Below are 12,519 nucleotides of genomic sequence, written 5' to 3'. Positions count from 1 at the left end.
GGCCGTGGCATGGACAAACAGAGGGACTTCGTCCTCCGCACGATCGAAGAGCGCGGCATCAAGTTCATCCGCCTCTGGTTCACCGACGTGATCGGCACCCTCAAGTCCGTCGCCATCGCCCCGGCCGAGGTCGAGGGGGCGTTCGCCGAGGGCATCGGCTTCGACGGCTCGGCCATCGAGGGCCTGACCCGGTCGTACGAGGCCGACGTTCTCGCCCAGCCCGACCCGACGACCTTCCAGATCCTGCCCTGGCGGGGCGAGATCGATCCGACCGCCCGCATGTTCTGCGACATCACGACTCCCGACGGCCAGCCCGCCGTGGCCGATCCGCGCAACGTGCTGAAGCGCACCCTGGCCCGGGCCGGCGAGCGCGGCTTCACCTTCTACACGCACCCCGAGGTCGAGTTCTACCTGCTGAAGAGCGCCCAGCTCGGCGCCGACGGCCCCCAGCCGGTCGACTCGGCCGGCTACTTCGACAACGTCCCCGGCGGCACCGCCCACGACTTCCGTCGCCGCTCGGTCCGCATGCTCGAAGACCTGGGCATCTCGGTCGAGTTCAGCCACCACGAGGCGGGGCCCGGTCAGAACGAGATCGACCTGCGCTACGCCGACGCGTTGACGACGGCCGACAACATCATGACCTTCCGCACGGTCATCAAAGAGGTCGCCATCGAGCAGGGTGTCTTCGCCTCGTTCATGCCCAAGCCGTTCAGCCAGCACCCCGGCTCCGGCATGCACACGCACATGTCGCTCTTCGAGGGCGACTCCAACGCCTTCTACGAGGCGGGGGCCGAGTACCAGCTCTCGACCATCGGCCGTCAGTTCATCGCCGGCCTGCTCAAGCACGCCCCCGAGATCACGGCCGTGACGAACCAGTTCGTCAACAGCTACAAGCGCCTCTGGGGCGGCGACGAGGCACCGAGCTTCGTGACCTGGGGTCACAACAACCGCTCGGCGCTCGTGCGCGTCCCGCTCTACAAGCCCAACAAGGGCAACTCGAGCCGCGTCGAGTACCGCGCCATCGACTCCGCCGCGAACCCGTACCTGGCCTTCTCGCTGATGTTGGCGGCGGGCCTCAAGGGCATCGAAGAGGGCTACGAACTGCCGGCCGAGGCAGAGGACAACGTCTGGGGCCTGAGCGACGCCGAGCGTCGCGCCCTGGGTTACCGTCAACTGCCCGCCAGCCTCGACCACGCCCTGTCGATCATGGAGAACAGCGAACTCGTCGCCGAGACCCTGGGCGAGCAGGTGTTTAACTACGTGCTGCTCAACAAGCGACAAGAGTGGAAAGAGTACCGGGCACAGGTCACGCCGTTCGAGCTGCGCTCGAACCTCGAGATCCTCTAGCCGACCGGCCGCCCCGCCCTCATGCCCCGATCCGCGACCGGTCTCTCCGAGCTGGCGCGGCTCGGGTTCTCCGACCTCGGGGCGGGGCGCGACCGGCTCGACCGCCTCGTCGCCGAGGTGCCCCAGGTGCGCGACCTCCTCCCGTGGTTCGCCACGGTGGCCGACCCGGACGCGGCCCTCGTGCACCTCGAGCGGTCGGTCGAGCGTGATCGTGCCGGCGTGGTCGAGTTGCTCGACGGCGAGGCCGGCCCGCGCCTCCTGAGGGTCCTCGGCGCGTCCGAGGGGCTCGCCGACTTCGTCGCGCGTCGCCCCGCCGAGGCGACCGTGCTGCTCGAGCCCCTGGACGAACCGCCGTCGGCGGCGACGTACCGAGACGACGTCCGCCGGGCGGCGATCGGGCTGACCGGCGACGAGGCCCGCGTCGCGTTGCGGGTCCGGTACCGACGCCACCTGCTGCAGCTGGCGTCGTACGACCTCGAGGCCGACGACCCCGTCGAGGTCCTGCCCCGGGTGGCCGTCGCCCTCGCCGACCTCGCGGGCGCCGCCTTGGACGCCGCCGTCGACGTGGCCCGACGCGAGGTCCCGTTCCCGGCCGCGGACGTCGACCGCACCCGTCTGGCCGTCATCGGCATGGGCAAGGCCGGTGCCCGCGAACTGAACTACCTCAGCGACGTCGACGTGGTCTACGTCGCCGAAGGGGTCGACGGGCTCGAGAACGGGCGAGCCGTCGAGATCGGCAGCCGTCTCGCCATGCACGCCGCCCGGGCGATCTCCGACCTCGCCGTCGAACCCGACCTCTGGGAGGTCGACGCGAACCTCCGCCCCGAGGGCAAGGACGGCGCCCTGGTCCGGACGCTCGAGTCGCACGTCGCCTACTACGAGCGCTGGGCGAAGGGGTGGGAGTTCCAGGCCCTGCTGAAGGCGCGGCCCCTGGCGGGCGACGTCGACCTCGGCGAGCGCTACGTCGCCGCCGTCGCCCCGTTCGTCTGGTCGGCCGCCTCGCGCGAGAACTTCGTCGAGTCGGTCCAGGCCATGCGCGAACGGGTCACGGCCCTGATCCCCGCCGGCGAGGTCGACCGGCAGCTCAAGCTGGGTCCCGGCGGGCTGCGCGACATCGAGTTCACCATCCAGCTGCTGCAGCTGGTGCACGGGCAGGCCGACGAACGGGTGCACCAGCGCTCCACGCTCGACGCGCTCGGCGCCCTGGCCGCGCGGGGGTACGTCGGACGTGCCGAGGCCGCCGAGTTCGACCGCGACTACCGCGTGCTGCGGTTGCTCGAGCACCGCATCCAGCTGACGCGACTGCGGCGCACGCACCTCATGCCGACCGACGAGAACGCACTCCGGGTCCTCGCCCGCGGCACCGGCCTCGCGCCGGGTGCGGCCCAGCTCGTCGACCTGTGGCAGGGGGTCAAGCGTCGGGTCCGCACGTTGCACGTGCGCCTGTTCTACCGCCCGCTCCTCTCGGCCGTCGCGGCCCGTCCCGAAGAGGACCTCGCCCTCAGTTCGGACCAGGCGACGGCACGGCTCGCGGCCATCGGCTTCGCCGATCCGAAGGGCGCGCTGGGTCACATCGCGGCCCTGACGGCCGGTGTCTCGCGCCGGGCGAGCATCCAACGTCACCTGCTGCCCGCGATGCTGCAGTGGTTCGCCGACGGCACCGACCCCGACCTTGGCCTGCTCGCCTTCCGGCGCCTGAGCGACGGCCTGGGCGAGTCGTACTGGTTCCTCCGCATGCTGCGCGACTCGTCGGGGGCCGCCCACCGCCTGACGACCGTCCTGTCGTCGTCGACCTTCGCGGCCGACCTCCTCGAGCGCATCCCCGAGGCCGCGGCCTGGCTCGAGAACGACGCCGAGCTCCGGGCCCGCCCCCTCTCGAGCCTCCTCGACGAGACGGCCGCCACCCTCGCGCGACATCGCTCGCCCGATGCGGCGGCCACCGTCCTACGCCAGGCGCGGCGCCGCGAGATCCTGCGACTCGCCGTCGGCGGCATCCTGGGCATCCTCGACATCGACACCCTCGCCCGGGGCCTCACCGCGGTGACGACGGCGTCGGTGACCGGGGCGTTGGCCCTGGCCCGCCGGAACGCCGGCGACCTCGAGTTCGCCGTGATCGCCATGGGGCGGTACGGGGGAGAAGAGCTCGGATTCGGCTCGGACGCCGACGTGCTCTACGTCTACCGGGCTCCCGAGAGCGACGAGACGGCGCACCGTCGCGCCCTCACCGTGGCCGCCGAGATGAGCCGCCTCACCTCGGACGCCCTCGTGCCGTTCGACCTCGACACCGGCCTGCGTCCCGAGGGGAAGAACGGGCCGGTGGTGCGCTCGTTGTCCTCGTACCGTGCCTACTACGCGCGCTGGTCGCTCACCTGGGAGGCCCAGTCGTTGCTGCGCGCGCGACCCGTGGCCGGCGACCAGGCCCTCCTCGACGACTTCATGGTCGTCGCCGACTCGGTCCGGTACCCCGCCGAGCTGACCGAGCAGCAGGTCCGCGAGGTCAAGCGCATCAAGGCCCGGGTCGAGTCCGAGCGCCTGCCGAAGGGGGCCGAGCCCTCGCGCCATCTGAAACTCGGACGCGGGTCGCTCAGCGACGTCGAGTGGTTCGTCCAACTGCTCCAACTCCAGCACGGGGTCGACGTGCCCGGCCTCCGGACGCCGTCGACGCTCGACGCCCTCGCCGCGGCCGTGGACGCGGGCCTGGTCGCCGACGACGACGCCCGGCGGCTGCACGACGCCTGGATCATGGCGTCGAGGGCGCGTTCGGCGGTCACCCTCTGGACCTCCCGGACGCAGGACGTGCTGCCGCGGGATCGTCGTCAACTCGAGGGTGTCGCTCGCCTGATGGAGTACCCGCCGGGCTCCGCCACCACCCTCGAAGAGGACTACCTCGCCGCCACCCGCCGGTCGCGCGCCGTGTTCGAGCGTGAGTTCTACGGCGTCGACGAGGCACCCGAACCACTCGGCTGACCACCCCCGGGCCGTGCGACACGCCCGGGGCGCAGCGTGACCTCGCGATCCTCGTGGGTCGATGTCGGCCTCTTTTTGTGTACCCCGTTTCGCGCGTCTGTACCCCTCTCCACATGTCCATCACGTTTCGGGCAGATGACCCACGTGTGGGGGTGGGGCAGGGTCGAGAGCCCTGTGGAGAATCGTTGCCCATTGGGCAATGCGAATGCGATGTGCCCGATCCGAGCCTCTGATCAGGACTTTCTCTCGATCGACGATCACAGCCTCGTGAACGACTGTCATCCGTGCCGAACCGAATGGTTCGGCAGTCGCCGCGTCGCGTTCGTGTCAGCACTTCTGTCGACAGCACCTTGCCGGACTCGACGTACCCCGACCCGGCGATCCGGCCACCCGCGGTCGGGGGGTGCTTGTGAGTGGCCCGTGAGTGACTGAGAATTCCCCTAACCCGATAGACCAATTCCCCAGCGTTGCGGAAGTCGATCCCTTCTCACACCTCAGGTGGCCATCGTGTTGACCTTCATCCTGCAGATCCGATCCATGGCGGGCGGATACCCCGAGATCTACCTCTTCGCCGCCTACAGCGCCCTCATCTGGGTGCTCTGGATCATCAAGGTCCTGCTCTCCCGCCGCTACCGACCCTTCACGGGGGAGTTCCGCGGGACCACCAGCGTCGTCGTCCCCGTCGTAGACGAACCGCTCGACCTCTTCCGGGACGTCATCGGCCGCATGGTCGAACAGGGCCCCGGCGAGATCATCGTCGTCATCAACGGAAAGCCCAACCCCGAGCTCGCGGCCGTCTGTGAGGAGTTCGGGCCGCTCGTGCGCTGGGTGCACACGCCGATCCCCGGAAAGCGCAACGCCGTCATGATCGGCACCGAGCTGAGCCGCGGCGACATCACCGTCCTCGTCGACTCCGACACGGTCTGGACGCCGGGCACCCTCTCCGAACTGCTCCGCCCGTTCGCCCAGGAGAACGTCGGGGGAGTCACCACCCGCCAGCGCATCCTCGAGCCCGAGCGCAGCTGGATCACCCGCTGGGCCGACTGGCTCGAGAACTCACGCGCCCTCTACTCGATGCCGGCGCAGAGCGTGTTGGGGCAGATCGGCTGCCTGCCGGGCAGAACGATCGCCTTCCGCCGCGAGATCCTCGTGCGGGTCATGGACAAGTTCATGACGGAGAAGTTCATGGGCGTGTTCCTCGAGGTCAGCGACGACCGCACCCTGACGAACCTCACGCTCAAAGAGGGCTACCGCACCGTCTACCAGCACACCAGCCTGGTCTACACGGACGCCCCGTTGCAGCTGAAGAAGCTCTACAAGCAGCAGCTGCGATGGGCGCGCGGCAGCCAGTACAACACCCTCCGCATGATGCCCTGGATGGTCGGGCACGCCCCGCTGCTCGCGTTCTTCTTCGCGATGGACATCGTGCTGCCCTTCATGCTGATGGGCGTCATCGGGGGCTGGATCTACCGAGGGATCACCGGTCAGGGCGTGAACCTGTACCGCGGCATCCTCGAGGAGTACGGCGTGCAGACGGGCCTCATCAGCATCGTCGTCCTCATGGTGGTCTCGTCGGTCCTCAGCATGTCGATCCGTCAGATGCGCCACCTGGCCGAGAAGCCCTCGGACTTCTTCCGCCTCCCCGTGTTCATCATCGTGTCGACGTTCTTCCTCATGCCCATCCGGGTCATCGGGTTCTTCCGCATGGGCCACGCCAGCGGCTGGGGCACCCGGGCCGGGGCGTACGCAGGAGGCGCGGCGAACGACGAGATGCAGGGCGCGCTCGACGAGGTGGCCGAGGAGGCCCCCATCGACGCCCTCGAACGGCAGTTCCGCGACGGCGTCGACCCCGGGGTCGACACGCTCTTCGACTTCGGCTCGGCGACCGACGAGACCGACGAACAAGGAGCGGTCCTCGTCAAGAGCCGCAAGGCGGCCCTGGCCGCCGAGGCCGAGGGGGCGACCGCTCCGGCACCGGTGGCCGCCGTGACCACCGCCACCGCGCCTCCTCGTCGCCGCCTCAACCCCAAAGCCGGATTCCCGTACCTGATCGGCGCCGCCATCATCGCCCTGGAGGTCTTCTTCATTGTCTGACTCGACGCAGGACTTCGTCACGCCCGTCCACATGCAGTCGGGAGCCTGGTGGGCGACCTCTCACGGCAACGCCCGGCGCACCGCGCTCGGCGCCACCGCCGTGGTGGTGCTGCTCGCCATGATCTCGTGGCTCATCTGGGTCTCACCGTCGGACAACATCGTCCGCAGCGCCGTGACCGAGGTCACGGGCGTCGACCCGTCGATCAACGTCTCGTCGCTCAAGGCCGATCGATCCGCGCTGCTCGACCAGCTGGTCTCCGCCAAGAAGCAGCTCGCCGAGAGCAAGGCGGCCCTGGTCGACGTGCAGCAGCAGGCCTGGACGTCCGAAGGGCAGCTGACCGCGGCGCAGGCGAAGCTCGCCTCCGCCGAGTCGGCCCTGGCCCAGGCGCAGTCCGCCGCGGACGCGGGCCAGGGGTCGGGCTCGGGCGCGGCAGGCACCGCGGCCGGTGGACGAGGCGGGGGGAACGGTGCGTCCGGTGGCTCCGGGTCGGGAGGCGCCGGCTCGAACGGTTCGACCGGTGGGGGCACCACGGGCCCCGTCACGATCGAGACGCCCTCCCTCGCCTCGATCGTCGATCCCGAGTCGCGCTACTTCGGGCTCTTCACGGATCAGGCGCCGTTCAACTGGGCGACCTACGACGCGCAGGAGGCGGCGGTCGGTTCCGAGGCCAACATGGTCGGCTACTTCCAGGGCTTCGACCAGGAGTTCCGCGCCGACGCCGTCCGGTCGTCCTGGTCGCGGGGCAAGCTGCCCGTGCTGACGTGGGAGTCTCAGCCGATCAAAGCCGGCAACAACGAACCCGAACAGCCCGACTACAGCCTGACGAAGATCATCGACGGCAGTTTCGACTCGTACCTGACGACCTACGCCGACGACATCGTCGCGAACGGCATGCCGCTGGCACTGCGGTTCGACCACGAGATGAACGGCACCTGGTACCCCTGGAGCACCGACTACGGCAACAACAAGGGCGCCGTCAACGGCAACGGGCCCGGGGACTACGTGAAGGCCTGGCAGCACGTCCACGACCTGTTCGAGCGGCAGGGGGCGAACGACCTGGTCGCCTGGATCTGGGCGCCCACGCGCATCGATCGTCTGGCCACGGGCAAGACCGGCGGCAGCGACCACACGACGCAGGCCTTCCTCGCGAGCCTCTACCCGGGCGCCGACTACGTCGACATCGTGGGCATGTCGGGCTACTACCGGCCGCCGTACGACGACAAGTCGCAGCCGACGTTCGACAGCACCTTCGGAGCCACGCTGAAGCAGCTGCGGGCCATCGCACCGGGCAAGAACATCCTGCTCGCCGAGATCGGTGCGAGCGAGACGGGTGGCTCGTCGGATCCCACGGCCACGAGCGAGAAGGCGCAGTGGTTCAACTCGCTCTTCACCGCGCTGGCCGATCCGGCGAACGCCGACATCATCGGCTTCTCGTACTTCGACCTCGTGGCCACCACGGTCGTCGACGGAGTGCGGTCGACCAACGACTGGCGCCTCACGTCGCGGTCCGACAGCCTCGCCGCCTTCACGGCGGGGATCACCCGACGCGACGTCGGTTACGACCTCCAGCCGTCGCCGTGACGACACCCACTCCCTTCCTCGTCTCCCGCCTCTCCCTCATCCCCAGGAGCGCATCATGAAGAAAGACGCCACCACCCCCGAGTCCGCCGTCGTCGAGACGGCAGCCGACACCCCCTCCGTGAAGCCCCGCATCAGCGTCATCGGCACCGGTTACCTCGGTGCCACGCACGCCGCGGCCATGGCCGAGATGGGCTTCGACGTGATCGGGGTCGACACCGACCCCGCCAAGGTCGCCGCTCTGGCCGAGGGGCGCGTCCCGTTCTTCGAGCCAGGCCTGCCCGAGCTCATCCTGAAGCACGTCGGCTCGGGCCGGCTCACCTTCACGACCGACCTCGCCGAGGCCGTCGCCCTGTCGGACGTGCACTTCGTCTGCGTCGGCACGCCGCAGCGCCGGGGGAGCCACGCCGCGAACCTCTCGTACGTCGAGGAGGCGACCCGCAACGTCGCCGCCGCCCTGAGCCACGACGGCCTCATCGTGGGCAAGTCGACCGTGCCGGTCGGAACGGCGGCGCACCTGCGCGAGATCGTGGCCGGCGTCGTGCCCGCCGGCGTCTCGGCCGACCTCGTCTGGAACCCCGAGTTCCTCCGCGAGGGTCACGCCGTCGAGGACACCCTGCGCCCCGATCGCATCGTCTTCGGCGGGACCGACGTCCGCACCGAGGCCCTGATGCGCGAGGTCTACGCGATGCCCATCGCCACGGGCACGCCGGTCATCTCCTGCGACCTGCCGACCGCCGAGCTGGTCAAGGTCAGCGCCAATGCGTTCCTGGCGACGAAGATCTCGTTCATCAACGCGATCAGCGAGTTGTGCGAGGCGGCCGGTGCCAACGTGTCGACCCTCGCCGACGCCCTCGGTTTCGACGACCGCATCGGACGCAAGTTCCTCAACGCCGGCCTCGGTTTCGGCGGCGGCTGCCTGCCGAAGGACATCCGCGCCCTGATGTTCCGGGCCAACGAGCTGTCCGCGCACCGCGTCGTCGGGCTCATGCAACAGGTCGACGAGATCAACATGGCCCAGCGCCAGCGGGTCATCGACCAGGCGATCGACGCCTGTGGCGGCTCGGTGCTCAACCGGCGCATCGCGGTGCTCGGGGCGGCGTTCAAGCCGCACACCGACGACGTCCGCGACTCGCCTGCCCTGAACGTCGCGGCGGCGCTGCACCTGCGCGGCGCCCAGGTGCTCGTGGTCGACCCCGAGGCCACGCAGACGGCCCAGCGCAGCTTCCCGACCCTGTCGTTCGCCGACTCGGCCGCCGAGGCCGTGACGGACGCCGACGCCGTGCTGCTGCTCACCGAATGGCCCGAGTTCGTCGGGGCGGATGCGGCCGGGCTCGCCGAGCTCGCCGCCAACCCCGTGGTGATCGACGCACGCAACGTGCTCGACGCCGAGGTCTGGTCGGCCGCCGGGTGGGAGGTCCGTCCGTTGGGCGGCCGTCGCACCCCGGCCCAGCGCCGCGTGCTGACGCCGACCGCCGTACCCGCCTGACCGGATCGTCGGGCACGGGCTGACGGGCCGCTTCCCCCGGGAGGCGGCCCGTCCTGCGTCTGCCACCCGCGCCTCCTGGTCGTCGACGGCTCCGAGGAGGCGCGGGTCGCCTCATCGAGGCCCCCTGCGCCGGCGACGCGAGAGGCCCGCACCCCCCTGGGGGATGCGGGCCTCTCGTGGTGCGATCGGATCAGACGCCGAAGTACAGCTCGAACTCGAAGGGGTGAGGACGCTGCGCCATGGGCAGGATCTCCTTCTCGCGCTTGTACGCGATCCAGGTCTCGATGAGGTCCTCGGTGAAGACGTTGCCCTTGGTCAGGAACTCGTGGTCGGCCTCGAGCGCATCGAGCGCACCCTCGAGCGACGCCGGCACCTGCGGGATGTTCTTCGCTTCTTCCGGGGGCAGTTCGTAGAGGTCCTTGTCGACGGGCTCGTGCGGCTCGATCCGGTTCTGGATGCCGTCGAGGCCGGCCATCAGCTGCGCGGCGAACGCCAGGTACGGGTTCGAGGCGGCGTCGGGGACGCGGAACTCGATCCGCTTGGCCTTCGGGTTCGTGCCCGTGATCGGGATGCGGATGGCCGCCGAACGGTTGCCGGCCGAGTACACGAGGTTGACGGGGGCCTCGAAGCCCGGGATCAGGCGGTGGTACGAGTTGATCGACGGGTTCGTGAAGGCGAGCACCGCGGGGGCGTGCTTGAGCAGGCCACCGATGTACCAGCGGGCCAGGTCGGAGAGCCCGCCGTAGCCGTTCTCGTCGTAGAACAGCGGCTTGCCGTCGTTCCAGAGCGACTGGTGGGTGTGCATGCCCGAGCCGTTGTCGCCGAAGAGCGGCTTGGGCATGAAGGTCGCGACCTTGCCCCACTGCTCGGCCGTGTTCTTGACGATGTACTTGAACTTGAGGATGTCGTCCGCGGCGTGGACCATCGTGTCGAACTTGTAGTTGATCTCCTGCTGGCCGCCGGTGCCCACCTCGTGGTGCGCGCGCTCGAGCTCGAGGCCCGAGTCGATCAGCTTGAGGCTGATGTCGTCCCGCAGGTCGGCCGTCTTGTCGACCGGGCTGACCGGGAAGTAGCCACCCTTGTAGGCCGTCTTGTTGGCGAGGTTGCCGCCCTCTTCGACGCGGCCGGTGTTCCAGGCGCCCTCTTCGGAGTCGACGCTGTAGAAGCTGGCGTTCTGCTTCACCTCGTAGCGGACGTCGTCGAAGATGTAGAACTCGGCCTCGGGGGCGAAGAACGCGGTGTCGGCGATGCCGGTCGAGGCGAGGTACTTCTCGGCCTTCTTGGCGACCTGACGCGGGTCACGGCTGTAGAGCTCGCCGTTGCGCGGGTTGAAGATGTCGAAGACGAGGACGAGCGTGCGCTCGACGCGGAACGGGTCGACGTACCCGGTCGTGACGTCGGGGATGAGCTGCATGTCCGACTCGTGGATGGAGGCGAAGCCCCGGATGGAGGACCCGTCGAAGAGCTGTCCGACGGAGAAGAACTCCTCGTCGACCGTGGAGGCGGGGATGTTGAAGTGCTGCTGGACACCGGGAAGATCGGTGAAGCGGATGTCAAGGAACTTGACGTCGGTGTCCTTGATGAACTTCAGCACCTCGGAAGAATCAGTGAACATCTAGATGTCTCTCCAATGGGCTTGGAACGGATCGGATGCGGGACGCAGCCTCCGACGAGGCTACGGAGGAGCCGTTTCGCTGCGGTGTCCCTCATGTTTCCGGCATGTTACGGCTCGGCCCCTCGGTAGGCTCGGGGCATGCCCGATCGCACCGCGCCTCCTTCCCGCCCCGCCTCCGTGGGTGGCCCCGACGACGGGGCACAGCGCTGGCCCGGCGAGCGGCTCGGGCTGCCCGAGAAGGGGCCGCGCTCCGTGGCCCGACTCGGGCGGCGCGTCGCCGGGCTCGCCGTCGACTGGGCGATCGCCTACGCGGTGGCCGCGCTCTTCTTCGGTGGCGAGGGCCTCGCCATCACCGGGGTGTTCCTGCTGATGCAGATGCTCTTCCTCGTGCTGTTCGGCGGCTCGCTGGGGCACCTCGCCACCGGCATGCGTCTCGTGCCGATGGCCGGAGGCCGCATCGGCGTCGGACGGCCCCTCCTGCGCTCGATGCTGCTCGTGCTCGTCATCCCGGCCGTGGTCTGGGACCTCGACCAGCGGGGCCTGCACGACCGTGTCGCCGGCACGCTCCTCGTCCGCGTCTGAGGCGCCCCGCCGACCCGACCGACGCACGACGGCGCCCCTCCTGGTCGGAGGGGCGCCGTCGTCACGTCACGTCGAGGCGGAAGTCGCCGGTGTCAGCGCGGACGACCCGACCGCACCTTGAAGGGGTCGACGCCCTTGGGGATGGGCAGGCCGTTCTGACCGAGGGACTGGAGGCGGTTGCTGACGGCGAGCACCTCGTTGCGGTTGATCGAGGACTTCAGCTTGTTCATGCGTCCTGCGAGCTTGTGCAGGGGCACGGAGTCGGCGTCGGGGCCGACGTTGAGGACGTGGACCGGCACGTTCGGCAGGATGCGGGTGACCTTGCGACGCTCTTCGTCGACGAGTCGGCGCGTCTGACCGGCGCCGCCCTCGGCGACGAGCACGACACCCGGCTTGCCGACCGCGCGGTACACCGCGGCCTGGCTGCGGCCTTGGACGGCCACGGGCATCTCGGCCGCGCGCCACGCACGACGCAGGCCGCTCTTCATGACGGCACCCACGGCACCGGGCTGCCCCTCGATCTGCGAGTACGCCGCGCGCTCGGCCTTCCGGCCCAGCACGATCAGCAGCAGCAGGAACCCGAGCATGACGCCGACGACGATGTACAGCACGAGGGCGAGCACGTTGCCGCCCGTGAGCAGCAACGCCGCGACCACACCGAGCAGCACGGGCACGAAGAACGCCAGCAGCATCATCGGCAGCGCCGTCTTGTCGACGCGGCGGGTCATCTGGAAGACCTGCCACATCTGCTTGAGACGGCCGGGTTCCTTCGGCGGTTTCGGGGACGTGTTCTCGGGGGACGTGCGACGAGCCATGTGGACCAGGATACGGGGTAAGCGGTCCCGA

At 69.6% G+C, this 12,519-nt stretch carries 8 protein-coding genes; 6 read left to right on the top strand and 2 right to left on the bottom strand.

Features of this window, described 5'->3' with window-relative positions:
* The first annotated feature begins 9 nt into the window (after positions 1-9).
* The 5 genes from SJY14_RS10090 (at position 10) to SJY14_RS10070 (ending at position 9,476) form a co-directional block, all read left to right on the top strand.
* Positions 10-1,347 (top strand): glutamine synthetase family protein, encoded by a 1,338-nt coding sequence (locus tag SJY14_RS10090; RefSeq protein WP_043592660.1) that lies wholly within the window; start codon positions 10-12, stop codon positions 1,345-1,347.
* A gap of 21 nt (positions 1,348-1,368) precedes the next feature.
* Positions 1,369-4,314 carry a bifunctional [glutamine synthetase] adenylyltransferase/[glutamine synthetase]-adenylyl-L-tyrosine phosphorylase gene (locus tag SJY14_RS10085; protein WP_396598805.1) on the top strand — a complete coding sequence of 982 codons (2,946 nt, stop codon included), beginning with the start codon at positions 1,369-1,371 and terminating at the stop codon, positions 4,312-4,314.
* A 507-nt stretch (positions 4,315-4,821) separates the two neighbouring features.
* Entirely contained in the window at positions 4,822-6,408 is a 1,587-nt protein-coding gene (locus tag SJY14_RS10080) for a glycosyltransferase family 2 protein (RefSeq protein WP_396598804.1), read from the top strand.
* On the top strand, positions 6,401-7,990 hold the full coding sequence (locus tag SJY14_RS10075) for a glycoside hydrolase family 26 protein (protein WP_396598803.1): 1,590 nt from the start codon (positions 6,401-6,403) through the stop codon (positions 7,988-7,990). The genes SJY14_RS10080 and SJY14_RS10075 overlap by 8 nt, the downstream gene beginning before the upstream one ends.
* Before the next feature lie 55 nt (positions 7,991-8,045).
* The gene (locus SJY14_RS10070; protein WP_396598802.1) at positions 8,046-9,476 is read left to right on the top strand and encodes a UDP-glucose dehydrogenase family protein; all 1,431 of its coding nucleotides are present in this window, start codon (positions 8,046-8,048) and stop codon (positions 9,474-9,476) included.
* Between the two features lie 190 nt (positions 9,477-9,666).
* Here SJY14_RS10070 and glnA read toward each other — a convergent pair whose 3' ends face one another.
* Positions 9,667-11,091: a type I glutamate--ammonia ligase gene (gene glnA / locus SJY14_RS10065; RefSeq protein WP_123517913.1), complete on the bottom strand. Its 1,425-nt coding sequence runs from the start codon at positions 11,089-11,091 to the stop codon at positions 9,667-9,669.
* A 138-nt stretch (positions 11,092-11,229) separates the two neighbouring features.
* Between glnA and SJY14_RS10060 the strand changes: the two genes are divergently transcribed.
* A complete protein-coding gene (locus tag SJY14_RS10060; RefSeq protein WP_396598801.1) occupies positions 11,230-11,673 on the top strand; it encodes an RDD family protein in 444 nt (147 codons plus the stop codon).
* Positions 11,674-11,765: 92 nt separating this feature from the next.
* Here the strand turns inward: SJY14_RS10060 and SJY14_RS10055 are convergent, their stop codons facing one another.
* The gene (locus tag SJY14_RS10055) at positions 11,766-12,488 is read right to left on the bottom strand and encodes a DUF4191 domain-containing protein (RefSeq protein WP_071253490.1); all 723 of its coding nucleotides are present in this window, start codon (positions 12,486-12,488) and stop codon (positions 11,766-11,768) included.
* Positions 12,489-12,519: the final 31 nt, after the last annotated feature.

This window comes from Frigoribacterium sp. R86507 (assembly GCF_044597695.1).
Classification (GTDB): Bacteria; Actinomycetota; Actinomycetes; order Actinomycetales; family Microbacteriaceae; genus Frigoribacterium.
This window is presented reverse-complemented; position numbering and strand designations above follow the sequence as displayed.